General features: G+C 66.2%; 28 protein-coding genes, 1 tRNA gene and 1 pseudogene. 14 read left to right on the top strand and 16 right to left on the bottom strand.

Features of this window, described 5'->3' with window-relative positions; genetic code table 11:
- Positions 1-209: 209 nt before the first annotated feature.
- Complete coding sequence (locus ACQR10_RS11810; protein WP_434911958.1) at positions 210-1,007, bottom strand: rhomboid family intramembrane serine protease; 798 nt, start codon at positions 1,005-1,007, stop codon at positions 210-212.
- 524 nt (positions 1,008-1,531) lie between these two features.
- Here ACQR10_RS11810 and ACQR10_RS11805 point away from each other — a divergent pair.
- The 3 genes from ACQR10_RS11805 (at position 1,532) to ACQR10_RS11795 (ending at position 3,848) form a co-directional block, all read left to right on the top strand.
- Positions 1,532-2,089, top strand: a complete 558-nt coding sequence (locus ACQR10_RS11805; RefSeq protein ID WP_316176996.1) for a PAS domain-containing protein — start codon at positions 1,532-1,534, stop codon at positions 2,087-2,089.
- Positions 2,090-2,279: 190 nt separating this feature from the next.
- The gene (locus ACQR10_RS11800) at positions 2,280-2,894 is read left to right on the top strand and encodes a PilZ domain-containing protein (protein WP_315801062.1); all 615 of its coding nucleotides are present in this window, start codon (positions 2,280-2,282) and stop codon (positions 2,892-2,894) included.
- Between the two features lie 333 nt (positions 2,895-3,227).
- Positions 3,228-3,848 carry a transglutaminase-like cysteine peptidase gene (locus ACQR10_RS11795; RefSeq protein ID WP_316215995.1) on the top strand — a complete coding sequence of 207 codons (621 nt, stop codon included), beginning with the start codon at positions 3,228-3,230 and terminating at the stop codon, positions 3,846-3,848.
- Positions 3,849-4,218: 370 nt separating this feature from the next.
- On the opposite strand, the gene ACQR10_RS11790 is transcribed toward ACQR10_RS11795, so the two are convergent.
- Positions 4,219-5,196 (bottom strand): hypothetical protein, encoded by a 978-nt coding sequence (locus ACQR10_RS11790; protein ID WP_316215994.1) that lies wholly within the window; start codon positions 5,194-5,196, stop codon positions 4,219-4,221.
- A gap of 302 nt (positions 5,197-5,498) precedes the next feature.
- Here ACQR10_RS11790 and ACQR10_RS11785 point away from each other — a divergent pair, with 302 nt between their 5' ends.
- The 3 genes from ACQR10_RS11785 to ACQR10_RS11775 all read left to right on the top strand — a co-directional run bounded on the left by ACQR10_RS11785 (position 5,499) and on the right by ACQR10_RS11775 (position 7,888).
- Positions 5,499-5,921 (top strand): hypothetical protein, encoded by a 423-nt coding sequence (locus ACQR10_RS11785; protein ID WP_315801065.1) that lies wholly within the window; start codon positions 5,499-5,501, stop codon positions 5,919-5,921.
- Between the two features lie 242 nt (positions 5,922-6,163).
- Positions 6,164-6,679, top strand: coding sequence for a hypothetical protein (locus tag ACQR10_RS11780; RefSeq protein WP_316215993.1), 516 nt, complete (start codon positions 6,164-6,166; stop codon positions 6,677-6,679).
- 396 nt (positions 6,680-7,075) lie between these two features.
- The gene (locus ACQR10_RS11775; protein WP_434911967.1) at positions 7,076-7,888 is read left to right on the top strand and encodes a dienelactone hydrolase family protein; all 813 of its coding nucleotides are present in this window, start codon (positions 7,076-7,078) and stop codon (positions 7,886-7,888) included.
- A gap of 103 nt (positions 7,889-7,991) precedes the next feature.
- On the opposite strand, the gene ACQR10_RS11770 is transcribed toward ACQR10_RS11775, so the two are convergent.
- The 3 genes from ACQR10_RS11770 to ACQR10_RS11760 form a co-directional block, all read right to left on the bottom strand.
- Complete coding sequence (locus ACQR10_RS11770) at positions 7,992-8,144, bottom strand: hypothetical protein (protein ID WP_315801393.1); 153 nt, start codon at positions 8,142-8,144, stop codon at positions 7,992-7,994.
- Positions 8,145-8,274: 130 nt separating this feature from the next.
- A complete protein-coding gene (locus tag ACQR10_RS11765; RefSeq protein WP_315801068.1) occupies positions 8,275-8,574 on the bottom strand; it encodes a hypothetical protein in 300 nt (99 codons plus the stop codon).
- 158 nt (positions 8,575-8,732) lie between these two features.
- Positions 8,733-9,170, bottom strand: coding sequence for a hypothetical protein (locus ACQR10_RS11760; RefSeq protein ID WP_316215991.1), 438 nt, complete (start codon positions 9,168-9,170; stop codon positions 8,733-8,735).
- Positions 9,171-9,245: 75 nt separating this feature from the next.
- Between ACQR10_RS11760 and ACQR10_RS11755 the strand changes: the two genes are divergently transcribed.
- Both ACQR10_RS11755 and ACQR10_RS11750 read left to right on the top strand, forming a co-directional pair.
- On the top strand, positions 9,246-9,551 hold the full coding sequence (locus tag ACQR10_RS11755) for a hypothetical protein (RefSeq protein WP_315801070.1): 306 nt from the start codon (positions 9,246-9,248) through the stop codon (positions 9,549-9,551).
- Entirely contained in the window at positions 9,548-9,715 is a 168-nt protein-coding gene (locus tag ACQR10_RS11750) for a hypothetical protein (protein WP_315801071.1), read from the top strand. The genes ACQR10_RS11755 and ACQR10_RS11750 overlap by 4 nt, the downstream gene beginning before the upstream one ends.
- A 31-nt stretch (positions 9,716-9,746) precedes the next feature.
- On the opposite strand, the gene ACQR10_RS11745 is transcribed toward ACQR10_RS11750, so the two are convergent.
- Together ACQR10_RS11745 and ACQR10_RS11740 are read right to left on the bottom strand one after the other, a co-directional pair.
- Positions 9,747-10,277 carry a gamma carbonic anhydrase family protein gene (locus tag ACQR10_RS11745; protein WP_315801072.1) on the bottom strand — a complete coding sequence of 177 codons (531 nt, stop codon included), beginning with the start codon at positions 10,275-10,277 and terminating at the stop codon, positions 9,747-9,749.
- An 83-nt stretch (positions 10,278-10,360) separates the two neighbouring features.
- Positions 10,361-10,690 carry a DUF6949 family protein gene (locus tag ACQR10_RS11740; RefSeq protein WP_009027540.1) on the bottom strand — a complete coding sequence of 110 codons (330 nt, stop codon included), beginning with the start codon at positions 10,688-10,690 and terminating at the stop codon, positions 10,361-10,363.
- Between the two features lie 196 nt (positions 10,691-10,886).
- Between ACQR10_RS11740 and ACQR10_RS11735 the strand changes: the two genes are divergently transcribed.
- On the top strand, positions 10,887-11,585 hold the full coding sequence (locus ACQR10_RS11735; RefSeq protein WP_316215990.1) for a hypothetical protein: 699 nt from the start codon (positions 10,887-10,889) through the stop codon (positions 11,583-11,585).
- A gap of 102 nt (positions 11,586-11,687) precedes the next feature.
- Here the strand turns inward: ACQR10_RS11735 and ACQR10_RS11730 are convergent, their stop codons facing one another.
- Together ACQR10_RS11730 and cysE are read right to left on the bottom strand one after the other, a co-directional pair.
- A complete protein-coding gene (locus tag ACQR10_RS11730; RefSeq protein ID WP_006611186.1) occupies positions 11,688-11,900 on the bottom strand; it encodes a DUF3126 family protein in 213 nt (70 codons plus the stop codon).
- A 277-nt stretch (positions 11,901-12,177) separates the two neighbouring features.
- A complete protein-coding gene (gene cysE, locus ACQR10_RS11725; protein WP_316176981.1) occupies positions 12,178-13,008 on the bottom strand; it encodes a serine O-acetyltransferase in 831 nt (276 codons plus the stop codon).
- A gap of 493 nt (positions 13,009-13,501) precedes the next feature.
- On the opposite strand from cysE, the gene ACQR10_RS11720 reads away from it, so the two are divergent.
- A complete protein-coding gene (locus ACQR10_RS11720) occupies positions 13,502-14,830 on the top strand; it encodes a hypothetical protein (protein WP_410051405.1) in 1,329 nt (442 codons plus the stop codon).
- 111 nt (positions 14,831-14,941) lie between these two features.
- Here the strand turns inward: ACQR10_RS11720 and ACQR10_RS11715 are convergent, their stop codons facing one another.
- Both ACQR10_RS11715 and ACQR10_RS11710 read right to left on the bottom strand, forming a co-directional pair.
- Positions 14,942-15,691 (bottom strand): alpha/beta fold hydrolase, encoded by a 750-nt coding sequence (locus tag ACQR10_RS11715; protein ID WP_316215989.1) that lies wholly within the window; start codon positions 15,689-15,691, stop codon positions 14,942-14,944.
- A 147-nt stretch (positions 15,692-15,838) separates the two neighbouring features.
- The gene (locus ACQR10_RS11710; protein ID WP_410051404.1) at positions 15,839-16,990 is read right to left on the bottom strand and encodes a hypothetical protein; all 1,152 of its coding nucleotides are present in this window, start codon (positions 16,988-16,990) and stop codon (positions 15,839-15,841) included.
- 292 nt (positions 16,991-17,282) lie between these two features.
- On the opposite strand from ACQR10_RS11710, the gene ACQR10_RS11705 reads away from it, so the two are divergent.
- Together ACQR10_RS11705 and ACQR10_RS11700 are read left to right on the top strand one after the other, a co-directional pair.
- On the top strand, positions 17,283-17,525 hold the full coding sequence (locus ACQR10_RS11705; RefSeq protein WP_315714692.1) for a zinc-finger domain-containing protein: 243 nt from the start codon (positions 17,283-17,285) through the stop codon (positions 17,523-17,525).
- Between the two features lie 10 nt (positions 17,526-17,535).
- Positions 17,536-18,735 (top strand): FAD-dependent monooxygenase, encoded by a 1,200-nt coding sequence (locus ACQR10_RS11700; protein ID WP_316215988.1) that lies wholly within the window; start codon positions 17,536-17,538, stop codon positions 18,733-18,735.
- Positions 18,736-18,750: 15 nt separating this feature from the next.
- Here ACQR10_RS11700 and ACQR10_RS11695 read toward each other — a convergent pair whose 3' ends face one another.
- Entirely contained in the window at positions 18,751-19,206 is a 456-nt protein-coding gene (locus ACQR10_RS11695) for a hypothetical protein (RefSeq protein ID WP_315801077.1), read from the bottom strand.
- 412 nt (positions 19,207-19,618) lie between these two features.
- On the opposite strand from ACQR10_RS11695, the gene ACQR10_RS11690 reads away from it, so the two are divergent.
- Positions 19,619-19,705, top strand: a tRNA-Leu gene (locus tag ACQR10_RS11690).
- Between the two features lie 36 nt (positions 19,706-19,741).
- Here the strand turns inward: ACQR10_RS11690 and ACQR10_RS11685 are convergent.
- The 4 genes and pseudogenes from ACQR10_RS11685 to ACQR10_RS11670 form a co-directional block, all read right to left on the bottom strand.
- On the bottom strand, positions 19,742-20,467 hold the full coding sequence (locus ACQR10_RS11685; protein ID WP_315801078.1) for a Crp/Fnr family transcriptional regulator: 726 nt from the start codon (positions 20,465-20,467) through the stop codon (positions 19,742-19,744).
- A gap of 231 nt (positions 20,468-20,698) precedes the next feature.
- Entirely contained in the window at positions 20,699-21,358 is a 660-nt protein-coding gene (locus ACQR10_RS11680) for a glutathione S-transferase family protein (RefSeq protein ID WP_315801079.1), read from the bottom strand.
- 30 nt (positions 21,359-21,388) lie between these two features.
- A pseudogene (locus ACQR10_RS11675) lies at positions 21,389-21,875 on the bottom strand (SRPBCC family protein).
- Complete coding sequence (locus tag ACQR10_RS11670; RefSeq protein ID WP_315801081.1) at positions 21,868-22,197, bottom strand: ArsR/SmtB family transcription factor; 330 nt, start codon at positions 22,195-22,197, stop codon at positions 21,868-21,870. Before ACQR10_RS11670 ends, ACQR10_RS11675 begins: the two are co-directional and overlap by 8 nt.
- Positions 22,198-22,419: 222 nt before the next feature.
- Between ACQR10_RS11670 and ACQR10_RS11665 the strand changes: the two genes are divergently transcribed.
- Complete coding sequence (locus tag ACQR10_RS11665) at positions 22,420-23,823, top strand: methyl-accepting chemotaxis protein (protein WP_315801082.1); 1,404 nt, start codon at positions 22,420-22,422, stop codon at positions 23,821-23,823.
- The last annotated feature ends 125 nt before the right edge of the window (positions 23,824-23,948 follow it).

The following is a 23,948-nucleotide window of genomic DNA, read 5'->3' as shown; positions in this document are numbered from 1 at the left end:
ACAGTCTGGCAGCGCAACCGATCCAACGCATCCGGCCCGACCGCGTCTGATCCAACGCAGCGGATCGCGTTGTGGTTGCAACGCCCTTCGCAGGCCTGCCGCATGGCACAAAAGGGCCTGCTTTCGTTCGCCCGGAATCGTGTCCCGGTTGTGGTGGACGCAAATGATGAATGAAATCACCCGCGCTCGCAAGCGCAGGATCGCGGCAACTAATGGTCGGCCGCGTCGGACGGCAACGCAGGTGCAGCATCGCCACGCGCATGCGGGATGGGATCGAACAGCGCAAACAGGATCAGTCCGGCGATGAAGCCGCCGATATGCGCCTGCCAGGCGACGTCGGCGCCCTCGGCGCCGGGCGTGATGCCGCCGATGCCGAACACGATGTTGACGCCGAACCACACCGCCAGGAAGCCGAGGACCCGCGGATTGCGCAGCGCACGCGACAGCGACAGCGCCGGCACCCTGGCCGCTGCATCGGCATCGCCGCGGGTGAACGACAGGAAGCTGCCGCTCACGAAGGCAAAGCGCATCGCCGCCGCCATGGTGCCGGACACGGAGGCCGAGGCGCCGATCATCGGCGCCAGCGCGTGCTCATGGGTGAGCAGATGAGCCAGCGCACCGGCCGCCGCCGTCACCGTCAGGAACAGATAGAACCTGAGCGCTCCGAAGCGGCGCGCGAGCGCGCTGCCGAACGGCAGCAGCCACAGCACGTTGAAGCCGATATGCGCCAGATTGGCGTGCAGCAGCGAGTAGCTGAAAAAGGTCCAGATCTTGGCCGGCGTGCCGCCGGGAAACGCCCCGTCCATCAGGGTCTGGTCGTATCGTTTCGGGACAAAGGCGAACAGGTCGATGATCCCTGCGTTCCACTCGTCCGGCAGCAGCACGCGCAGATGGATCACCGCGATCAGCAGGATGTAGGCGGTCAGTGCGCCCGGCAGATTGAGGATCGGCTCCCGCGCCTGCTGGAGCGGCGGATCCTGCGTGAGGTCTGACGAGGAGGAATCCAACGGAACGCACGCCTTCGACGAGAGGAACAGATCCGTCAGATAGGCGGCTTTGGCCGGCCTGCGCAAGCGCACGGCGGCAGAGTTGATGTGTGGGGCGGAGGCAGCGGAGGCGAAAGGGCGACGGATCCGCCAAAAGAACGAGGGAGGGTCCTGAGAAGACCCTCCCTCCGAGACTTGCCGGCCTTTGCCGCGTCCGGAGCGCCCGGGGTTGTTGTCCCCACCCCGCCCCGTCGCGACGACCAGACTTGTTTGACGCCGCCTGCGTGTACCTCACCGTATCGCGGCGGACCTTGCACCGTCCGGCCGCGATCTGATGAACGCATTGTTAACGATCGCCGGGACGCCGCCAAGCTCATCGTTAATTTAACCTTAACGCGCGGAAGGCCGGGGTAAAGCCGGCACGATCGCACCATCGGCATGGACGCTGCACCACCCCTCCTGCGAAAATCAACCAGGGAGGCGCCTGGACGAAAGCGGGACAGCAATGTCCCCCGTGACGTCGAGGGGCGCGAGGGGTTACCGAGATGAAACATCCGTCCAATCGCGAGCTCTTCGCCTATTGGAACGACAGGCGCGGCCATGCCAAGGCGCCGGAGCGCTGCGACTTCGAGCCGTCGGCCGTGCGCGAGCTGCTGGGCGACATCTTCGTCCTGTCCTGCGATGCCGACAGCGGCTTTCCGTTCCGCATGGCCGGCACGCGGCTGTGCGCGCTGCTCGGCGGCGACGTCAAGGACAGGAGCTTTCCGGCGCAGTTCGCGCCGGCCAGCCGCCGCGAGATCGAGGAGATCACGGCGGTGGTCTGCGAAGAGACGCTGCCGGCGATCGCCGGCGTGACGGCGCAGGCGCCGGATCGCACGACCGCGCACTTCGAGCTGCTGCTGCTGCCGTTCGCGACCCGCGCGCATGAACCGATCAGCCTGACCGGCCTGCTCGCCCCGTTCGAGACGCCAAGGGGCGCGCTCGGCCCGCTGGAGATGGTGTCATGGCGCTACATCCATCCGCCGGTCGAGCCGATCGTGCCGCGCGCGCTGCGCAAGCTCGCGCTCGCCCGCGGCCTGATGGTGTATGAGGGCCTGCGCTGACGTCCTGCAGACGCGTGTGCCGTAAGCCTCATCGGGCCGCAGCTCTCTCCCCGTCATCAGCGGCAACGCTCGCCTTGCGCGAACAAGATGAACGCCTGCGGTGCTGCGATAACGCTGAATTAACCGTGCAGGACTTAGTTTCAACACTGGATCATCCGGCACGCTAAGAGCCGGCTTTGAGTGGCGAAACATGGCGTTGCCGAACAAAAAACTCTCTCTTCCGGCCGCCGAGGAGCGCCGCCGTTTCCAGCGGGTCAAGGTCCACCTGCTCGGCCGCTACATGCTGCCCGACCGGCGCGAGTTTCCCTGCCAGGTGATCAACATGTCGCCGGGCGGGCTGGCGCTGCTCGCACCAGGCATCGGCAATGTCGGCGACCGCGTGATCGCCTATCTCGACCATATCGGCCGCGTCGAGGGCAAGATCACCCGCATCATCGACAACGGCTTCGCGATGACGATCGGCGCCACCGCGCGCAAGCGCGACAAGCTCGCCGCGCAGCTGACCTGGCTCGCCAACCGCGACATCCTCAACCTGCCGGAGGATCGCCGCCACGACCGTATCATTCCGCGCAACCCGATCGCGGTGCTGACGCTCGAGGACGGCACCAAGATGACTTGCCGCATCATCGACATGTCGCTGTCGGGCGCGGCGATCGCGGCGGAGACCAGGCCGCCGCTGAAATCGCAGGTCATGCTCGGCCGCGTCCAGGCGCGCGTGGTGCGAAATCTCGAAGGCGGCTTCGCGATCGAGTTCATGCACGCCCAGCTCGCCGAAACGCTCGAAGACAGCGTTACCGCGCGGTAAAGCCGCAAGCCTCTGAAATCCCGCAACTTCACGGAGCACACGGCGTCCGCCACCACGGGCGCCGTGTGGCGTTCGGCCATCGCACAGGCAGTCCAGCGCAGTTAATGGTTGGCGGGAAAAGCGCACGGGACCCTGCAACGGCAGCGGTTCCCAGCTTAATGCAGCGCATTCGATTCAACCGCGAATGATTCAAATTTTAGCTAGATTCGATTCAAGTGAAAGTCGAATAAGCCCTTTGTTTTACTTGGATTTGCGTCAAATCCATCGTGGCGATTTAGCGGCAGCGAAAAATCTTTGTGAGACACATGGTCCCAACGAAAACGGGGGGCCAAAATGGTCAAGCGGACGGGACAGGCAACAGGGTGGGCGGTCGCAGCCTTCCTGATGGCGATGGGCGGAATGGCGCATGCCGGTGATGACCGGGTGCTCTATGCGAGCCTGGGCGATACCGCACGGGCGCCGATCGGCTGGGTCGAGTTCTGCACCGAGACCCCCGAGGAATGCCGCGGCGGCGCGTCGCAGCCCCGCGACATCGTGCTGTCCCAGACCGCCTGGCGCGATCTGCTAAAGGTCAATCGCTGGGTCAACGAGAACGTCAAGCCCATCACCGACATGGACCATTGGGGCGTGGTCGAGAAATGGTCGCTGCCGACGGATGGCTACGGCGACTGCGAGGATTACGTGCTGCTGAAGCGCAAGCTGCTGATCGATGCCGGCTGGCCCCGCGAGGCGCTGCTGATCACGGTGGTGCGCGACAAGAAGGGTGAAGGACATGCCGTCCTCACCGTGAAGACCGACAAGGGCGAGTACGTGCTCGACAATCAAAACGAGAACGTCGTCGCCTGGACCGAAACCGGCTACCGCTTCGTCAAGCGGCAGTCGCAGAGCGACCCGAACGTGTGGGTCTCGCTCGGCGACGGTCGCCCGGCCGTAGCCACCGCCAGCGCAAGATAGCGCTGATCAGAGAGGCGAGACAGGAATTCGAGTTACGCGACCCGGTCACATCCCCACCCCTCCCCGTCCCAGACCGGTTCGCGCGCGGCCAGGCCTCCCCCAAGGCCTGGCCGCAACTTTTTGAGCCAGACGGAATTCACGAAGATCGCTTGAACTCTACCGCTTTGGCAGCACCATCCCGGTCTCGTTCGACGATCCATCCGTCCCTTCGGCTGCTCGAAGCCAGGCCCGATTGACCTGACCGCGCAATTGCTCGAGCCCGCGCCCAAGGCGCAAGCCCATCGGTGTGCTTGCATTTGCGCGGAGTTGGCGGCTCCGCTGGAGGCGCCCCCTTTAGAGGTCCGCGGCGATCCCGACCGTCCCAGCTCCATCACTTGCCAGGAAGCGCGGAGGCCTGGGCCGGCAATGGATCGTTGTTCAAGCAGGTCTGCGGCAGCCGGTCGAACGCACGAACAAATTCCGACGAGAACCGCTTCGCGCTGTCAAATGACAGATGCACCTCGTCGACGAAGGTGAGATCGTCGCCGGTGTCCGCGTCGATATACATGGCCCCGATCGTCTCGGCGAGTTGCCTGGTCGGATCCGGCTTTGGCCAGATTTCAGTCGTCGGCATCGGGACCAGCACGACACAGTCGGCAGGCATGCCAATTCGCTTCAAGAAGGTGTTTGCCTCGATCGCCGCGAGCGGCACATTGACCTGAAAGTCCCGCAACTGATGCCGACGAACCCGCGGGCGCTGGCGATCCGCCATAAGCGAATCCCGCCAGAGAAAATAGCCATCCACTGACGATCTGAAGGCCGTCGGCGCAATTTCGCAGTCGATAAACCGAAATTTGCATAGGGCTGGCTGGGCCCACATCTCCCCCTTCTTGACCAGAGCCCGCCCGAGCTCCCATCGATCATGCATCGCGGCCAGAGCGGGCTCGCTCACACGGTCGTTGAAATAGGGGTCGACGCCAATCACCAGCACACGTGGACGCAGATGGTGCTTCACTGCAAGCGCAGAGAAGAACGCCTGCTGGTCCTCATAGCTGAATCCGAGATTGAACTGCCGTAAACCGCGTGCGGCAAAATACGACCGCACTTCGGCCGTGCTGAAAGCAAACATCGTGCGGCTCGATCCAGTAAAGACCACATCGGCTGCCTTCAGGTTGGCAAGCGCCCTGCCCTCGATCCCGAACCAAAACGCAGCATGCTCGAAGTCTCCAAACCGGCGCGCACTGCACGAGCTGATGAACTGATCACGCTCCGGCGCCGGCTTGCATCCGGCGATCGAGATACCCCTGCCGCTATATGCGATCGGAGCTGCCAGGCAGCCCGATAAGATGACCATGGCAATATAGATCAACAACCAAAGCTTGTGCCTCATCACGCACGCACGCGCCCCCCGGGCCGACCAGAACAACGGTTATAAAATACCACATGCGTTCGCCATCGCGCGCAATAAAATCGACCTCAGATCGAATTCTGAGTTTGAAGTTAGACGTCTTGCCGCCGGTCGCGGACGGTGAGAGGCACGGCATCGCTTCGCGTGAGGCCGTCTCGATGCGCAACTTTTTTTGGCCTTGCTTTGACGATATGTCGCCGGCGGGGCGCGGCACCGGCCGGCCAACCTTGTTTTCCCTCGACCGTCGGGTTTAGGTTGTCGGCATGATGATGATCCTGCGAAGCGCGACCTTGCTGGCCGCGGCCCTGACCCTGGCGAACTGCTGCATGTCCGGCACCGGCTGCTCGGGACCGCTGGCCTCGGCCGGCACACCTGCAGCCGCGCCGGCGATGGCCGCTACGCCCGCCGTGATTACCGCGCAGCCGACGAGCGCTGCGGCCGACTGGGACGGCCGTGTCGCCACCTCCGACGCCGACACCGAGATGGTGACGGAGCCGGACATCGGCACGCCGCGCAAAGGCGCCAAGCGCCGCGGCGACTCGCGGGTCGACGTGATGTCCGCGCAATCGAGCTCCGGTTATCGCGGCCGGATGAGCTGGGAGGAGGAACAGGCGGCCGACCTCGCCGACGAGGCCCGCCTCAAGCAGAAGCTCACGATCTGCCGGAACTGCAGCGCAACGCAGTAAGCATTTGTCCGTCCGCAGTTTTCGGCTGGTCGCGACCGCGATCTGGAACCGCTGCGACCGCGCGATTTCGGGCTTGCAGGCCTCGCTTTTGTCGGATTTCCTAATCAAACGTTGACGACTTGGTTCGTTCGCCAGATGCACGATTTGCGGGCTCGGCGGACAGCGTTCTCTGCTCGAGTTTTTCGCCTCTCCCAGTTTTCGGGAGGAGCATCCGAAGCTTTTTCAATTTGGGTGGTTTCGTGATGAATCCGGTGACGCGCGACACCAGACGCTACCCCGAGAAGCTCAGCCCGAGCCCCGTCAAGGGCGCCCAGCCGATCGCGCTCGCCGCCGCGACGCTCGTGGTGCTGGTCGCGGGCATCGGCGGCATCATGTTGTGGCGTGCCTATGGCGGCGCGCCGGAAACCGAGCGCGGCGCGGTGACGCGGCAGTTGCAGGCGCGCACGGTGCAGGCATCCGAGCAATTGGTGGAGAAGACCAAGGGCCTGGAGGCCACCCAGCAGGAATCGATCGATCAGTTGCAGATGATGCAGGAGCAACTGCAGAGCATGCGCCGCCTGCTCGCGGCCCAGCAGGCCGACACCAAGCGGCTGTCGGACCAGGTCTCGACCCTGAAGGACTCCATCGATGGCCTGCGCCAGTCCTTCGCCAGCACGCAGAGCTCGGAGCAGGCCGCGCCTGCTCCACGCAACCGCAGCATCCGCGCCCGCGCCCATGCCAGCCGCAGCAGCCATCGGCATCGTCGCAACCGATCCTGAGACGCCCGGTTCTGACGCCTGCTCGTAGAATTCCCGCCGAATTTTCCCGGGACCCTGTGAAGTGCTTCACAGATTGAAACCGGGAGTCACGCCATCCTGCCTGCACCGGATGGCGAGCCAATTTCAGGATGGCACAGGGCCAATTTCAATATCCGGGGCTGGCAAGGTCGTTGGCGCCATACTGCGCCGACGGCCTTGTTCTTTGTGGCGGCGCGTTCGACCGCCCGGAACGGATCCGACGACCGCGGCTCTCCGGCTGGTGACTTGCTTTTCCCAGCCAATTCTCGGCTCAATGCGCCCTGAAGACGCAGAGGAGCCCCCATGTCCGCCGATCCAGCACTGACGTCCGATGTCATCGGGCTGACCACAGTCGCCCCCTTCTCACGCCGCGGCTTCATGACAGCGTCCGCTGCCGTGACGGCCGGCTACACGCTGGCTGCCGGCCCGGTGCGGGCCGAGGTCGTTACCACCGACACCAATGGCCTGAATGCCGGAGATGCGAAGATCAAGGTCGGCGACCGCGACATGCCGGCCTATTTCGCGCGCCCCGCCAGCGCCGGCAATCCGCCCGTCGTGCTGGTCGCGATGGAGATCTTCGGCCTGCATCAGTACATCAAGGACGTGACGCGTCGTCTCGCCAAGCTCGGCGCGCTCGCCGTGGCGCCGGACTACTACTTCCGCAGCGGGACCGACCTCACCAAGATCACCGAGATCAAGGACCTGCTGCCGATCGTGAATGCCAAGCCCGACGCGGAACTGCTGTCGGACCTCGACGCCACCGTGGCCTGGGCCAAGTCGCAGGGCGGCGACACCTCGCGTCTCGGCATCGTCGGCTTCTGCCGCGGCGGCCGCAACGTGTGGGAGTATGCGGCGCATAGTTCGGCGCTGAAGGCGGGCGTTGCGTTCTACGGCCCGCTGATCGACCCGCCCAATCCCGCCTGGCCGAAGAGCCCGACGCAGCTTGCGCCGGAGATGAAGGCGCCCGTGCTCGGCCTCTACGGCGAAGCCGACACCGGCATTCCCGTCGCCAGCGTCGAGGCCATGAAGGCCGCGCTCGCCGCCAACAAGAAGACCGCCGAGTTCAAGATCTATCCGGGCGCGCCGCATGGCTTCCACGCCGACTACCGCCCCAGCTATCGCAAGGACGCCGCGGAGGACGGCTGGGCGCAGATGCAGGCGTGGTTCAAGAAATATGGCGTGCTGAGCTGACAGCCGCGGCCCGGGGCGAGCGAACACGGAAGACTGCCCCGCGAGACTTCCCGCAAGTCGCTTGCCGGCTGTCGCTTGCGCTCGGGCGCCGGACCGGCGGCTGTTAGCGCGGCCGACGATCGTCGCGACGAATCTTCGCCAGCTGCCTGCCGCCCTGCTCGAGCTCCCAGGCCATCCAGACCAGCGCGGCGCCCAGGCTGACGACGACGCCCATGAAGACAAACGTGAGTTCAGGGGATGTGAGTGTGTTCATCATGCCTGGATCCCATGCAAGCGTTGCGCCAGCTACTTCTCCGTTGCCGCTCCGCCGATCGGAGCGGCAACAAATGGTCACGAGATGTCGTTAAGGCGAAGTGACCGGATCGGCCGGCCGCCTCGCCCAAACTTCATTCACACACCTCGACGTTGCGATAGCGCCAGCCGTGCGCTGTCCGCACACGCTTGCGCGCGACGTAGCAGCCGCCGAGATCCTCGTAGGTGTACGGGTAGTAGTAGGGATAGCCTCCGTATCCGTAGTAGCCGGGATAGCCAAAACCGAAGCCGAACCCGAGTCCGAAACCCGGGCCAAAGCCATGATGGCCGAAGCCATGATGGAAACCGCCCGGCCCGTGCGCCGACGCCATGCCCGGCATCATTGCCGCCGCAATCACGGCACCCGCCAACAATCCCATCAATCTCTTGCGCATCGATCCGTCTCCAAATTCAAGCGGCATGAGAGCGTCAGTGTACTCGGTGCTCCCAGCCGGAAGTCTCTAAGCCGGATTTGGAACAGCGCGCGGGCAAACCCGCTCACATCTGCGCGATCTCGATGTCGTTGCGTGACGTCTGGAGCGGCGGGCAACATTCAGCAACCGCGACAGATGCTCTTCACCTTCCGGTCGACCGCGTTGTTCTCCTGCTGAATCTGCACATCGGTCGCATCACCGGTACGGTTCGGGCCTGTTGCAGCGGTCCCTCCGTCTCCTCCATGACCCAAGCCGATCGTGACAGCGGAATTGCTCGCCCCCGCCCCGCTCGCGCCGGAGCCGGACGATTGCGCCGTGCCCAGGCTGTTAGTCCCGTTGGCACCTGCCGCGCCCGGTTGCGATGACTGTGAGGGATTGCTGCCGCTTCCGGCGGTCCCGGTCGTGCCGGCGCCGGCGGCCCCCGCGCTCGGCGCGCCGCCGCCGCTCGCTCCACCGCCAGCGCCGCCCGCACCGCCGCCACCGCCTTGCGCGAACACCGCAGTGGCCGTGCCGAGGCCTGCAATCACGATCAAAGTGCTCAATGAAAACCTGGCCATGGGACCGTCTCCCTTTACACTTCAACCCGACCGGACGGACCGCGTTCCGGAACGAATGTTGATCGGAGAGGATTGATGGGGCGAGGAGAGCAAGGAGCCGTGCGCAAGCTGATCGCCTTTGACGAGGACACGTTCGACAAGCTCAAGCAGCTGGGCCGCGATCAGATGCTGAGTCTGCAGGACCTCGCCGACGAGGCGTTCATGGACCTGTTGGAAAAGCACGGCGTACCGGCGGATCTGAAGGACGCGCTGCGCAAGAGCGCTGCGGAGGATGGCGATGGCGCAGGCAAGCCTGCGCGCAAACGGAAGAACGAGCCGGACGACAAGTCCAGAAACCAGTCGAAGCCCAAACCGAAACAGAGGAGCAGGACATCAGCATGAGCACCGACCCCGATCCGTTTGAACAGGGCGAGCGCGCCGCGCGCGAGAACATTCCGGCCGAGGCCAATCCCTATCAGGACGGCAGCGAACAGCATGCGCTGTGGGCGAGCGGCCACGAACGTGTCGCCAGCGCAGCGGAGGCAGGCGAATCCGAAGGGACGTGAGGAATCTCCGACAGCTCCATCGGCCGTGATGTCAGCCGATCTTCTTCAGACCCTTGGTGTAGCGCGGTCCCTTGGCGACATAGGCCTTGGCCGCGATGCCCATGCGCTCGACCTGCGCCGGCTCCAGCGTGCGAACGACACGCGCGGGCGCACCGATGATCAGCGCGTATTCCGGAAAATCCTTGCCCTCGGTGATGATGGCGCCGGCGCCGACGACGCTGCCGCGGCGGATGTGCGCGCCGTTCATGATGATCGAGCCCATGCCGATCAGGGCGTCATCCTCGACCGTGCAGCCGTGCAGAATGACGTTGTGGCCGACGGTGACGTTGCGGCCGACGCGCAGCGGAAAGCCGGGATCGACGTGACAGGTGGCATTGTCCTGGATGTTGGAGCTCTCGCCGATCTCGATCCAGTCATTGTCGCCGCGGATCACCGCGCCGAACCAGACCGTGACCTCCTTGGCGAGCTTCACCCGACCGATCACGGTGGCATTGTCGGCAATGTAGTAGTTGCCGTCCGCCGGCAGCTCGGGCGCCTGCCCGTCGAGTTCGTAGATGGCCATCGAGGTCTCCCGTTCGCAGGCGACCTTGGCACAGGCTCCGGAGCGATTTCAAGCAAACGCCGCGGCGGCGCCCGGCACGGGAACTAGGCCAGCACGCCCGCGGCGCGCAGCGTCATCACCACGAAGGTGCCGCACATCATGCTCCAGAAGCCGGCGATCACGGTCGCCAGCATCACGAACTCGAAGCGACGGCGCTCGATGCGGGCACCGCGCAGCGTGTTGCGCATGATGATGAAGGGCGCGGCGAACACCAGGAATGGCACCGCGGCGAACCGCCGGGGCGTGACGCCCTCCTGCAGCAGCTCGAAGCCCGGCGGACGTTCGGCATAGGCCTGGTAGCCGCTCGCCAAGGCGCCGGCCAAGGCGAAACCGATGAGGAGCGAGAACAGGGAATTGAACGCCTCTGCCGACATCGTACGCACTCACACACTTGCAAAACTGCCCGATGCTGGTTTGGCAAAAAGCGACCGCACCCGCCACATTATCCTTAAGGAAGGGTTAATGGCGGCCGCGGCCGGTGCGCGGCTCCCTGCAGGTAAGTTTCTGCAGAATGCCGCATCGCCGTGGCATAGTCGGCGCTGATTCGGTCCTTGAGATCCCCTGCCCGCCATGACGATGTTTTCGGTCCGCAGTGCCCGCCCTTCGAACGGACATGGCCACGCCGTGCCGATCATCCTGGGCTGCGTGCTGACGGCGGTCGCAGTCGCCCTCGTCGCCTACCTGCTTTGGCCCACCTGGCGCGCCAGCACCTTCAAGGGGCCCGAACGCCTGCCGGTCAGCATCGGCGGCACGGTGTTCAACGTGCCGGCGGCCGCCATCCGGGTGAAGATCCAGCGCCATACAGGGCCGCAGGAGCGCGTCGATCTCGGCTTCGAATATCCCTCGCTCACCCCGCCTGAGGCGCTGCATCACGTCAGCGCCGACCAGATCGATCAGGCGCCGCACCCGATCGATCGCATCTTCGTCTCGATATCGGCACATCACGACGCGATGTCGCCGGAGACGCGACTGAAGACGATCTATCCGCGCTATCTCAATCCGGCCGCCGTGTCGGTGCAGGACGGATTGAGCATGCGAAGCTTCCGCGCGGGCACAGCGTACGACATGGAGGATCTGTTCACGGCCGAGCAGCCTGTGCTGGTCGCCCGCTGCACGCGTGATGCCGCCACGCCGGGCATGTGCCTCAGCGAACGCCGTGTCGAAGGCGCAGATCTGACCTTCAGGTTTCCGCGCGGCTGGCTGTCACAATGGCAGGACGTCGCCGCGGCCATGGAGCGGCTGACGGCGCAGATGCATGCCACGAAGTAGTCAGTCGTAGCCCGGATGGGCGCGGCGATATCCGGATTCTCTCGCCCGGGGCGTGTGAGCCCGCATATCGCCTACGCTTATGCGGGCTACACGCTCCAGCACTCACTCCACCAGATCGTCTTCCAGGATCGCCATCTGGAACTGGAACGAGCGGTCGTCGTCCTCGTCGTCGACGAACAGAACGCCGATGAACTCTTCGCCGATATAGACCTCGGCGGAGTCTTCCTTCTTCGGCCGCGGCACCACACGGATCTTCGGATTGCCGAACACGCGCTTCAGATACGCGTCGAGCTTCCTGACTTCCTGAACGTCCACGGTGATCTCCAATCGACAGCAAGGTTTGCAGATGATGCGGACGTTGCAGCGCGAACGTCCGTGTCCTTATGAGTTCGACATTCCAGCCCACCGATCGAGGCAAGACGAGCCGGCGATGTCGAACGACCTGAAAGGGACGCCGTGGATCTCACATTCATTCCGCCAAGACAAACTCAAGACAAACGGCGGATCGTCAAATCCACAGACGCCGATGTGTTGGCACGAATTTCCCTGGATGAGAAGGTCTTGACTTCGCTGTCGCCGACGCGGTCGCGGCTCAGATCCCGATCGCGTTGATCATCTGATCCATGGTGCGCGACGGCTCCGCACAACCGGCCTCGCCGACGATCTTCGCCGGCACGCCTGCGACGGTGACGTTGTTCGGCACCGGCTTCACGACGACCGAGCCGGCAGCAATGCGCGCGCAATGACCGACCTCGATGTTGCCGAGCACCTTGGCGCCGGCGCCGATCAGCACGCCATGACGAATCTTGGGGTGCCGATCCTCGTTCTCCTTGCCGGTGCCACCGAGCGTCACGCCATGCAGAATCGAGACGTTGTCCTCGATGATGGCCGTCTCGCCGCAGACGAAGCCGGTGGCGTGATCGAGGAAGATGCCGCGGCCGATGCGCGCCGCCGGATTGATGTCGGTCTGGAACACGGCCGAGGAGCGGCTCTGCAGATAGAACGCGAAATCCTTGCGGCTGTTGCGATACAGCCAATGCGCCAGCCGGTGCGTCTGCAGGGCGTGGAAGCCCTTGAAGTAGAGCAGCGGATCGATGAAGCGCGAGGTGGCGGGATCGCGATCGTAGACGGCGACGAGATCGGCGCGGAACGCATGGCCGAGGTCCGGCTCGTCGCGCAGCGCGTCATTGAAGGTCTGGCGGATCAGGTCGCCCGACAGCGCGGAATGATCGAGACGGTCGGCGACGCGGTGCACGACCGAATCCTCGAGCCGGCCGTGGTGCAGGACGGTTGAATAGATGAAGGTCGCGAGCTCGGGCTCGCGGCGCACGATCTCTTCTGCCTCGTGGCGGATCCGATCCCAGATCGGATCAAGCGTCGCCAGCTTGCTGCCCTGCTGCGGATTGGTCTGATGCATAGCCATGGCTGCTTCTCGCAGTTTCAGTGGGCGGGACTTATAGCACGGCGCATGGAACGATGTCCTCTGCAGGAGGCGCGAGGCCGGCGATCCATTCCAGCCAGCCTGCCTCCCAGAAAACACGGGATTGAGACATTTTACGTCCCGCCGATGACGTCCCGGTTGCGCCGCCATGCCATTCGGCACCGCGTCGGTTCAAAGTGGGCAGCAGGAACCCGAAATCAAGGTGGGCCTCGGGGGTAGCAATCGGTTCCGGCACCTGGGGCACTCTGCGGGAGGGCGGAAGGGACGGATACCGGCGGCTGCGGCAAAAAGGAACCACCCGGGGACAGAAGGCCGGCCATTCCCCCGTTCGATCACGGGAGCGGCTTTACCATCCATCGCTCTGCGTCTACTAGTGAATATCGCCCTGACCATATTTCGGCCACGGTGCTCCTGATCGGGGGACACGGGTATCAGTAACACTCAGATCCTGGACGAACGCGCGACCGAGGCCGGATTGGCCTGGCTCCCCGTCATTGTCATCCCGCTCTTCCTGGTCGCGCCGGCGCTGTGGAACGGCTATCCGCTGCTGCAGTGGGACACCGGGGGCTATCTTGCGCGCTGGTACGAAGGCTATCTGGTGCCGAGCCGCTCGACCGTCTTCGGGCTCTATCTGCATTTCGGCGAGGGCTCGAGCTTCTGGCTCAATCTCGGCCTGCAGGCGCTGGCGACGCTCTGGATCCTGCAGCTCACCTTGCGCGTGCTGGGGCTGGCCCAGCCGCTGCGCCTGCTCTGGATCGGCCTGCTGCTGATCCTGACCACCGCCCTGCCCTGGCTCGCCAGCATGCTGCTGACCGACATCTTCGCCGGCCTGTCGGTGCTGGCGCTCTACATCATGGTCGCGCACGCCCGCCGGATCTCCATGCTGGAAACATGCGCGCTGTTTGGCTTCGTGGCCTTCGCCTCCGCCACCCACAGCGCCACGCTCGGCGTGCTGTTCGGCCTGTGCTGCGCCGGCTGGATCGCCTATCCCTGGCTGCGCCGGCAGATCGCGCTCTCCGGCCTGGTCCGGGCCAGCATGACGATCGTCGCGGGTGCGGCGATGCTGCTCGCAGCCAACTTTGCCCTGTCCGGCCAGTTCGCCTGGACGCCGGGCGGCACCGGGGTCGCCTTCGGCCGCATGCTCCAGGACGGCATCGTGGCGCAATATCTGAAGGACCATTGCGCCCGCGAGAAGCTGAAGCTCTGCCCCTATCGCAACGAGCTGCCGCCCACCGCCGACGACTTCCTGTGGGGCCACAGCATGTTCGACAAGCTCGGCCGTTTCGAGGGCATGAACGACGAGATGGGCTTCATCGTGAAGCGGTCGCTCGCGGCCTATCCGCTGTGGCAGGCCAAGGCCGCCGCGGTCGCTACCGCCGAGCAGTTGGCGCATGTGGCGACCGGTGAGGGCACCAACGGCTGGCTGCCGCACACCTATGGCATCATCGAGCGCTACATCCCCTCGCAGGTCAAGAAGATGCGCGCGGCGCATCAGCAGCACTGGGAGATCAGTTTCGCCGTGGTCAACTGGCTGCACGTGCCAGTCGCGCTGGCCTCGATGCTGGCGGCGGCGGCGATCGCAGCGCACGCGATCTGGCGCCGGCGGGGCGACGATGTGGCTTTGCTCGCCAGCACCGTGACCCTGGCGCTGCTGGGCAACGCCCTGATCTGCGGCGTCATCTCCGGCCCACATGACCGTTACGGCGCTCGGATGGTGTGGATCGCCACCTTCACGGCGCTGATTGCGGCGGCGAGGTGGTTCAGCGGCGAGCGCGTGGACGGCTCGGCGGAACGCCTCCCGTAACCTGCTTGAACGGCAGCCGAAGCCCAGAGGGCGAAGGCAGGAGCGACACGCGGGTTCACACGCGCCGCTCGGACAACCCCGGGGGTCGCTGCGCTCGCCCGGGCTACGGCTTCAGCGCCGCGCCAGAAAGTCGATCACCCCGGCCTTGTAGACCTTGTCGCCGACCGCGCGCATGTGATCGCGATTGGGGATGTCGAGCACTTCGGCACCGGGGATGAGCGCGCCGAGCGCCGGACCCGAGCCCGACACCTCGTCGGTGGTGCCGACCGCCACCAGCACCGGCACCGCGATGCGGCCGGCGTCCTCGCGCGAGATCAGGCCGCGCGAGCCGCGCATGCAGGCGGCCAGCGCCAGGCGGTCGGAGCGGGTCTGGTCGGCGAAGGCGCGGAAGGTGCGGCCCACGGGATCGGTCACGTCGTCGATCGACGGCGCCTCGAGCGCGACGGCGACGTTCTCGCCGGGTCCGCCGCCTTCGATCATCGCCATGCCGATGCCGCCGAAGATCGCCGAGCGCAGCCGCTCGGGCGCGGTCAGCGCGATATGCGCGGCGATACGGCCGCCGAGCGAGTAGCCCATCACGTCGGCGCTGGCGAGGCCGAGATGATCCATCAGCGCGGTGACGTCGCTCGCCATCGCCGCGATCGCGTACAGCGCGGGGTCGTACAGCTTGGCCGAATCGCCATGGCCGCGATTGTCGAGCGCGATCACCCGGCGGCCATCCTTGCGCAATTCGGAGATCCAGGCCGGATAGACCCAGTTGACGTTCTTGCTCGAGGCAAAGCCATGGACGAGCACGATCGGATCGCCCTCCCCCTCATCGATGAAGGCAATTTCAACGGCGCCGTTGTGAAAGCTCGGCATCGGTCGCGAATCCCGGAACGCTGGAGTGAAGCTGGTCGGACGAAGTCTAGATCATGATGCGCTTCCACGGAATCGCATCATGATCTTATCCCTTTGTTTGAGCATGATCTTTTCGGAAAACCGGCTTCCACTTTTCCGGATCATGCTCTAGCCGCAGGACGCGGTTGCGGCCAGTTCGGGAGCGGAGGACGCGGCCTGCATCCGGCGCAGGCGGCGCCGCCGGCTCCGGTCGAGCCAGGCCTGGGTGGCCCGCTCGGTCATCGCCTTCAGCGATGCGACGAAGCTGAGCAGCGTCATCAGCGCGCCGAACAGCCAGAGCGCGAGATTGAATGCCCCCGCGGACAGCAGCAGCGCGCCGCGGCCGAGCAGCTTCAGGATCGCGCGCGTCTGGCCGCCCTTGGCCTCGGCGAGCCGCGCCGCGCGGGCGATGTCCTTCGGCCCTTCGGCGAGCTTGAGCGAATCCAGTGCGCCGCGCGTGCCGGCCTTCTCAGTGATGCGGCCGACATCCTTGGCGAGCCGCACCAGCGCGCCGGCCTTCTCGGCGCGGAACGCCGCGCGGATCGCGGTCGCGGTCTGGCCAGGACGAAGCACCGAGCCCGAGGCCACCGCCTGCTGCAACAGCGGCGCATCGACCACATCCCGCGCCGAGCGTCCGGCCCAGGCGGCGAGCCCCTCGCCGAGCCGGCCGACCTTTCGCGCATCCTTCACCAGCGTCAGCCCGGCCCGCACCGGCGCGGCAGTGCCTGCCGAGGCATAGGTCGCGGCAGTGACGGCAAGGCCGGCCGTGGCCAGGCCCAGCACCAGGCGGTCGGTCTCCTCGCCCATCACCAGATGCTTGCCTTCGCGCACCGCGTCGCGGATGTCGCCGAACACGAAGAGGTCGCCAGCCACGGTGCCGGACAGGCTCGCGACGTCGTCGGCCTGGCCGGTGACGAGCCCGGTCGCGAACCGCTTGGCAACGCTGGCCGGCGCCTTCTCGGCGGCCGCCGCATCGCTCACGCGCTGCACCAGCGCGTCGTCGAGTGCCACCTGATGATCCCGCGCGAGCGCAACGAAGCTCTCGGCGAGATCGGGATCGCCGGCTTCGAGCGCATCCTTGATGCCGCTGGTGATGCGCGCCGGATCGGTCTGCAGCACCGAGGCGACCTGAAGCTCCGACAGCCGCGCCGGATCATCCTGCGCCGCCATGATGGCTCCGGCCCCATAGGCGTGCGGCCACACCGCAGCGCCGACCGCGGCGCTGACGGCAAGCCCGGCCAGCGCCAGACTGAGTCCCAGCTTGATTCGCTTCGAGATCACGCCGCCTTCACGTTTTCGCGGGAACGATGCGAAGAGACATAGTAATTTCCGTGCCTGACACAACGGCCTCGACGAAAGAAGGGCTTCTCGGCGGCCCTGAGTTTGTGTCGAATCCACAGGCCACAACATAACGGCGTGCGTTGCATCAAACGCGGGTTCCCAGCACTAGGAATTGGCATCAAGGCTCAGTATGGTCGCGCCGTTTTCGACGCGTGCGGCCGTGCGACCTCAGTCCCGTCCTGTTCCGTCGTGCTGACCGCATACGCTCCCGTTGCCACGCGAGGTAATACCGATGGCCGATAACATCGTCCCGCATTTCAACAACGATGCCGGTGTCCCCGTCATCGAGATCGGCTCGCATGAGTTCATGTGCGTGGGCGCCAATCCGCCGTTCGATCATCCGCACGTGTTCCTCGATCTCGGCAACGACAAAGAGATCATCTGCCCGTATTGCTCGACGCTCTACCGCTATGCGCCGGACCTCGCCGCCGGCGAGGCGCGGCCGCCGGAATGCGTGCTGAAGGACGTCGCCTGATCGGCGTGTCGTGGCATCGCGTACCGTCTATGTGGCGGGAGCCGGGATCGGCGGCCTGACGGCCGCGCTCGCGCTCGCCACCAAGGGCTTCCGAGTCGTCGTGCTGGAGAAGGCCGAACGGCTCGAGGAAGTCGGCGCCGGCCTGCAGCTCTCACCCAATGCCAGCCGGATCCTGCTCGACCTCGGCCTCGGGCCGCGGCTGACCGCGCGCGCGGTGGTGCCGGACGCCGTCAGCATCATGAGCGCGCGGGCCGGCGGCGAGATCGCCCGCCTGCCGCTCGGCGAGGCCGCGAGCCGGGCAGCGGGCGCACCCTATTGGGTGATCCACCGCGCCGACCTGCAGGCGGCGCTGGCCGCGGAGGTGATGGCGCATCCGGACGTCGAGCTGCGGCTCGGCTGCCAGTTCGAGGACGTCGTCGCCCACGCCAAGGGCCTCACCGTGGTGCATCGCCGCGGCAATGAGCGCCGCCAGGACGTGGCGCTGGCGCTGATCGGCGCCGACGGCGTGTGGTCGACGGTCCGGCACCATCTGTTTCCGCAGGTCCGCGCCGAGTTCTCCGGCCTGATCGCCTGGCGCGGCACGCTCGACGCCCGGCAATTGCCGCGCGAACTGACCGCCGCGCGGGTGCAGCTCTGGATGGGTCCCGCGGCCCATCTCGTCGCCTATCCGATCTCGGCTGGCCGGCAGGTCAATGTGGTTGCGGTGGTACCGGGCACCTGGAACCGGCCGGGCTGGAGCACGGAGGGCGATCCGGGCGAGCTGAAGGCGGCGTTCGCGCCGCCGCGCTGGCCGGCGACGGCGCGGCTGCTGCTCAATGCGGTCGACGGCTGGCGCAAATGGGCGCTGTTCGGCGTCCCCGAAGGCATCGAATGGACCGAGGGCAGCGTCGCGCTGCTCGGCGACGCCGCGCACGCCATGCTGCCGTTTGCGGCGCAAGGCGCGGGAATGGCGATCGAGGATGCGGTGGTGCTGGCCAAGAGCCTGAGCGAGGCGCGCCCGGACGGTCCCGGCGCGATCCCGGCTGCGCTGAAACGCTACGCCAAGCTGCGCCGCCCGCGCGTCGGCCAGGTGCAGCGCACCGCGCGCAACCAGGGCCGGCTCTATCACATGACCGGACCGCTGGCGCTGGCCCGCGATCTCAGCATCAAGGCGCTCGGCCCGCAGCGCCTGTCGGCGCGGCAGAGCTGGATCTACGACTGGCGGCCGTAGGCGGAGAGCGCCGTCTCAGTAGACCGAGCCATCCCGCGGCAGGGTCGACGGCGTGCCCGCACCGGAGGCCATCGGCCGCGCGGGGCGCGCCGCCGGCTTGACCGGCCTCCCAGGCTTGGCGGCCGCCGGCTGCGGCGCCGGAGTTTCCTGGCACTTGTTGCGGCGCCAGGCCTCTTCGGCGAACTGGGTCTGGCCTCGGATCGCGATATAGTCGTTGCGATAGGCGACCTCGGCCACCACCGCGCCGCCGGCTCCGGTCTCCGCCTTGGCCATCAGGCCCTGCAGCTCGGCCGCGCGCCCGGCGAGCGCCTTGCGCTCGGCCTCGAGCTGCTTGCAGTCATAGAGCTCGTACTTGGCCGGATCCGCGAAGGCGGTCGACACACTGTCGCTCATGCCGGCGCAGCCCGACAGCAGCGATCCCACCCCCAGCAGTCCCGCGGCCAGCGCGACGCGAAGCCGATCGCTGGTCATGCAGCCCCGATCGTGCAGCGGCCGCGAGCCATGGGGTCGATCTTGGGCTCGATCTTGGGCCGATCGGTCGCGGACATCGGCCCGAACGGCGGCAGCATTCGCCTCTGCGATGGTCTTCGGATTCGTCACGCTCACCTCGCTCAACGACTGGTCCGCAAGGCACGCGGATCCGAATCGTTTTCTCGTGATGGGTCCGTGCCTTACAACGGCCGCTTCGTCCATGTCTTGCACCAGATGATCCCAGACCTGACAAAGCGCTTCAGCGCGAAGGCAATCTCAAAGCAGCTGGTGACGGCCGGATTGAGGCTTTACCAAGGCGCTCGCGCTGGCTTAAGCAGAGGATGAGCTTTGGAGTCAAAGTGCAACTCGTCCGGCGTCGCCGGATGATGCGTCAGGTCTCCAAGATCAAAGCGCGGACGTGGCGGAATCGGTAGACGCAAGGGACTTAAAATCCCTCGATGGCAACGTCGTGTGGGTTCGAGTCCCACCGTCCGCACCAGCCCTGTGCACGCCTCGCTCGACTGCCCTGCCCGGCTCAGTTCAGCGCCGCCAGCCGCTCCAGCTCGGCGAGATCGGTGACCTCCAGCCTGCCCTCCGCGATCGTCAGGATCTTGCGATCGCGAAACAGCGCGAGCACGCGGCTGACATGGACCGAGGTCACGCCGACGGCGTCGGCGATGTGCTGCTGCTTCAAGGGAAACGGATAGCGGTGGTGCTGGACCACGCCGTCCACCGCGACCCGCCGCATCAGGCTGAGCAGCAGATGCGCGATCCGGCGCTCGGCCGGACGCTGGCCGAGCACGGTGATGAGCTCGTAGGAGGCTCGACCGTTGTCGCCGAGCGAGCGGAACACCTCCATCATGACCAGCTCGTCGGCACGGCACTGCTTGCGGACCTCCTCGCCATCGAGCCGGCTGACCTGGACCTGGGTCAAGGCCTTGGCCGAAAAGCTCATGCCTTTGGCGAAGATCGCCGCCGGCGAGAAGATGTCGCCCGGCAGCAGGAAGCGCAGGATCTGGCGGCCGCCATCCGACAACTGGATGTAACGGAATGCCCAGCCGCTGCAGAGCACGAGCACGTCGTCGCGCGCCTCGCTCTGGCATTTGATCTGCTGGCCGGCCCGGACGCTGAAGAACTGCTGATTGAGCCGCGGCAGCGCCGACTGCGCCCGGCAGGCCCTGAACAGCGCGGCACAGAATCCGGAATCGACGTGGGTGCAGGAGACGCAGCAGCCGGCGAGATCGGGTTCTGATCGCAGCATCAAGGGGTGCGCGCGCTTCCGTCCCGCCGACCCGGATTCGTCATCCGGTCATCGGGACGCTGTGGCGGTCGATCGGGGGCGGCGGATGCCGAAGCCTTCGACCTGCGTCGCAGCTAAAATGGAACCGGTCCGCAGCGATATAACCTGGATTAATCATGCGGCTGAAAGTCGCCCATCCGTCCCGACGGCCGTCGCAGCGCGACACCCGAAGCAGGATCGACGCCGCTTGGCCTACGCCGCCTGCGCTCGCGCCGTCAGCTCCGCCATGGTGGTGGACTTGAAGCTCGGCCGCGCCTCCAGCCGCTCGATCCACGCGACGAGATTGGGATGGCCGGCGGTCAGCTCCGCCCATTCCGGCGTCAGCGACAGGAAGCTCGCCTGCGGCGCGGCCTGCAGATCGGCCAGCGACAGATGATCGCCGACCATGAATGGCTGCTCGCCGAGCAGCCGCGACAACTCCGCGATGACGGCTCTCGCCTGCGGCATCGCGCGCGCGATCGCAGCCTCGTCGGTGGTCGTGCCGAAGAATTGCGGGCCGATGATGCGCTGGAAGAGGATGACGTTGCACACGCCCTGGAACAGGTACCAGTCGCTGATGTTCATCACCTGGTCCATGCGCGCGGCCTGCCGGACATCCGCGGGCGTCAGGGCCGGCTCGGGCAGCACGCGGTCGAGATAGCGCAGGATCGCCTGGGTCTCGTACAACGCGAAGCCGTCATGCGCGAGCGCCGGCACGCGCCCGAAGGGATGACGCGCCAGATGCGCCGCCCCCTTGGAGTCACCCGGCGCCATCGCCGCGAGCCGATACGGAACGCCTTTCTCCTCCAGCGCAATCAACACGCTGCGCCCGAACGGGCTTCCCGGCACGGAATGGACGACGAACTCGGACATCACGATCTCCCCACGCTTATGATGAACTTCTCATGATGACGCCGGCGGCCGCTCGGCCTCGGCCAGGAAACGCTGCAGCAGCCCCGGCCAGCCGCCGTCGACATCCCGCCGCATCGACGCGCCGGCCTCGCTGCCCATGGTTTCGAACTTGTGGTGCAGCAGTTCGACCCGGGTCGCGTCCGGGCCCCTCGGCCACGAACTGCACGTCGACCTCCGAGCGCATCGCGGCATCCGGCTTCCAATGCGCATCGACCTGCCACAGCATGATGAAGCGATGCGGCGGCTCCCACAGCGTGATCGTCGCGACCGTGGTCGCAGTGCCGTCCTCGGAGATCTCGAGCCAGCGGCCGCCGAGCTTCGGCTCCAGCAGCACCTTCTCGATCGGCTTGCGGCCGACCCCATGCGTATGCGGCCACCAGCGCGTCAGGCCGCGCGTGAACACATCGAACGCATGATCGATCGGCGCCCGGACATGGACAAGCTTCCGGACCGGCGCGATCACGGCACCCTCACTCATCGATCCTCCCTTTCGTCTGCCGATGCGTGCGCTCCGCCTCGATCTTGAAGGCGAGCAGCGCGTCGTCCCAGAAGCTGTCGAGCCAGTCGCGCAGCTCGGCCAACCCCTCACGGCGCAAAGCGTAGATGCGCCGCACCCCCTCGCTGCGTTCCTCGACCAGGCCGGCATCCTTCAGCACCTTCAGATGCTGCGAGACGGCCGGCCGCGACACCGGCATTCCCGCCGCAATCGCGTGGACCGGGCGCGGCCCGCCGCGCAGCCGCTCGAACACCTCCCGCCGCGTCGGGTCCGCCAAAACGTTCAGCGCCACTTCGTAAGTCATAGCTTACTGTAAGCCAATACTTACCAAACTGTCAAGGATGCCGGCTCGACGCGGAACACGAGAGTCTGATCCAGCAGATCTCGCCACCGCCGGTTGCAGGGAGAAACCCGCCGTTAACCACAACCGAACCACGGTGGAACCAACGGCTGCCGGCGTTCCGAGTCGATCACCTGCGTGCGACGTTCCGAGGCCAGCCGGGGCTCGCCATCAATGAGAGGCACGATGCTGGGATTCCGCAGCCGAAAGAACGAACCGTCGGATGCCCCGCCCGCCCCCGACACGGACGCACACGACGCCTTCCAGGACACGCTGGCGCGGTGCCTGGGCGACTGGGCGGACGGCAGGCTCAACCGCGATGTCGCTGATGTCGACGCTGCCGCGCTACGTGCCAGGCTCAAGCCGCAACTGATCGAGGCCATCCATCGCCTGGGCATCGCGCTGGCTACCCGCGCCTCCCAGGACCTGGATTCCATCGTCGACCTCTGCATCAACAGCAACGAAGCCTCGATCAGCGCGGCGCGCCTGATCGGCGCCTCCAACAATCAATCCGAGCGCTGCCAGAGCCTCGCTTCGGCCTCGGTGGAGATGCAGGCCTCCGTGCACACCATCCGGGCGACGTCGACCCAGGCTGCAGCCGAGGCCGCCGCGACCCGCCAGGCCGTCGAGGACAGCGTGACCGCGGTGCGGCGGACGTTGCAGACGATGAACGGCATCGCCAGCTCCGTGCGCGACACCTCGGCAAAGATCGCCGATCTCAGCGCCGCCTCCGCCGAGATCGGATCCATCGTCGGCACCATCGACGCGATCGCCAACCAGACCAACCTGCTGGCGCTCAATGCCACCATCGAGGCGGCGCGCGCCGGCGAGTTCGGACGCGGCTTCGCCGTCGTTGCGGCCGAGGTCAAGAACCTGTCGCAGCAGACGACCAAGGCGACGGAGGACATCAAGGGCCGCATCGAGCGGCTGCAGGGCGAGATGAGCGGCATCGTCGAGGCCATGGCCGGCGGCGCCAAGGCGGTCGAGGTCGGCATGTCCGAGATGGACGATCTGGCGCAGGCGATCGATCAGGCCGGCACCCGGACCGCGGTGGTCAGCACCAAGATGGACGAAATCTCCGGCATTCTCGCCGAGCAGTCCGCCGCGACCGACGAGGTCGCACAGGGCATCACCATCATCGCCGATCTCGCGACCGCCAATGCCAACGAGGTGATGTCGCTCGCGGACACCATGGGCAAGACGGACGCGAAGGTCGGCAAGATGCTGGGCGAGATCGCCAAGCTTTCGCTGGACCACCAGGTGGTGAGACTGGCCAAGGCCGACCACGTGATCTGGAAAAAGCGGCTGGTCGACATGTCGGTCGGCCGGCTGCAACTGCGCGCCGACGAGCTCTCCGATCATCACACGTGCCGGCTCGGCAAATGGTACTATGGCGAAGGCGGTCGGCGTTTGGCCGGGGATCCGGCATTCCGCAACCTCGAGCGCCCGCACGAGGCGGTGCACCGCCACGGCAAGGAAGCGGCGCGGCTGTTCAGCTCAGGGCACATCGAGGAAGCGCTCAATGAGATCGGCCGGGTCGAGGTCGCATCCAGCGAGGTGCTGGCGGCGCTGGACCAGATCAAGGCGTGATTGAAGATCGTCGTTCCGCGTGAGATACGTAGCCCGGATGAGCGCAGCGACATCCGGGCTACGCATCTCACGCACGGCGGTGGCGAACCCGCATGTCGCTGCGCTCATGCGGGCTACACGACCTC

The sequence above is a fragment of the Bradyrhizobium sp. HKCCYLRH2060 genome, assembly GCF_051168135.1.
Taxonomy (GTDB): domain Bacteria; phylum Pseudomonadota; class Alphaproteobacteria; order Rhizobiales; family Xanthobacteraceae; genus Bradyrhizobium.
This window is presented reverse-complemented; position numbering and strand designations above follow the sequence as displayed.

Bases quoted from the DNA above. Each gene is read 5' to 3' on its own strand.
- ACQR10_RS11785 (WP_315801065.1), top strand. From the start codon at position 5,499: ATGATGATGATCCTGCGAAGCGCGACCTTGCTGGCCGCGGCCCTGACC.
- ACQR10_RS11670 (WP_315801081.1), bottom strand. From the start codon at position 22,197: ATGACTTACGAAGTGGCGCTGAACGTTTTGGCGGACCCGACGCGGCGG.
- ACQR10_RS11780 (WP_316215993.1), top strand. From the start codon at position 6,164: ATGAATCCGGTGACGCGCGACACCAGACGCTACCCCGAGAAGCTCAGC.
- ACQR10_RS11765 (WP_315801068.1), bottom strand. From the start codon at position 8,574: ATGCGCAAGAGATTGATGGGATTGTTGGCGGGTGCCGTGATTGCGGCG.
- ACQR10_RS11685 (WP_315801078.1), bottom strand. From the start codon at position 20,467: ATGCTGCGATCAGAACCCGATCTCGCCGGCTGCTGCGTCTCCTGCACC.
- ACQR10_RS11770 (WP_315801393.1), bottom strand. From the start codon at position 8,144: ATGATGAACACACTCACATCCCCTGAACTCACGTTTGTCTTCATGGGC.
- ACQR10_RS11750 (WP_315801071.1), top strand. From the start codon at position 9,548: ATGAGCACCGACCCCGATCCGTTTGAACAGGGCGAGCGCGCCGCGCGC.
- ACQR10_RS11795 (WP_316215995.1), top strand. From the start codon at position 3,228: ATGGTCAAGCGGACGGGACAGGCAACAGGGTGGGCGGTCGCAGCCTTC.
- ACQR10_RS11760 (WP_316215991.1), bottom strand. From the start codon at position 9,170: ATGGCCAGGTTTTCATTGAGCACTTTGATCGTGATTGCAGGCCTCGGC.
- ACQR10_RS11775 (WP_434911967.1), top strand. From the start codon at position 7,076: ATGACAGCGTCCGCTGCCGTGACGGCCGGCTACACGCTGGCTGCCGGC.
- ACQR10_RS11745 (WP_315801072.1), bottom strand. From the start codon at position 10,277: ATGGCCATCTACGAACTCGACGGGCAGGCGCCCGAGCTGCCGGCGGAC.
- ACQR10_RS11680 (WP_315801079.1), bottom strand. From the start codon at position 21,358: ATGTCCGAGTTCGTCGTCCATTCCGTGCCGGGAAGCCCGTTCGGGCGC.
- ACQR10_RS11805 (WP_316176996.1), top strand. From the start codon at position 1,532: ATGAAACATCCGTCCAATCGCGAGCTCTTCGCCTATTGGAACGACAGG.
- ACQR10_RS11755 (WP_315801070.1), top strand. From the start codon at position 9,246: ATGGGGCGAGGAGAGCAAGGAGCCGTGCGCAAGCTGATCGCCTTTGAC.
- ACQR10_RS11735 (WP_316215990.1), top strand. From the start codon at position 10,887: ATGACGATGTTTTCGGTCCGCAGTGCCCGCCCTTCGAACGGACATGGC.
- cysE (WP_316176981.1), bottom strand. From the start codon at position 13,008: ATGGCTATGCATCAGACCAATCCGCAGCAGGGCAGCAAGCTGGCGACG.
- ACQR10_RS11695 (WP_315801077.1), bottom strand. From the start codon at position 19,206: ATGACCAGCGATCGGCTTCGCGTCGCGCTGGCCGCGGGACTGCTGGGG.
- ACQR10_RS11800 (WP_315801062.1), top strand. From the start codon at position 2,280: ATGGCGTTGCCGAACAAAAAACTCTCTCTTCCGGCCGCCGAGGAGCGC.
- ACQR10_RS11705 (WP_315714692.1), top strand. From the start codon at position 17,283: ATGGCCGATAACATCGTCCCGCATTTCAACAACGATGCCGGTGTCCCC.
- ACQR10_RS11715 (WP_316215989.1), bottom strand. From the start codon at position 15,691: ATGCCGAGCTTTCACAACGGCGCCGTTGAAATTGCCTTCATCGATGAG.
- ACQR10_RS11740 (WP_009027540.1), bottom strand. From the start codon at position 10,690: ATGTCGGCAGAGGCGTTCAATTCCCTGTTCTCGCTCCTCATCGGTTTC.
- ACQR10_RS11665 (WP_315801082.1), top strand. From the start codon at position 22,420: ATGCTGGGATTCCGCAGCCGAAAGAACGAACCGTCGGATGCCCCGCCC.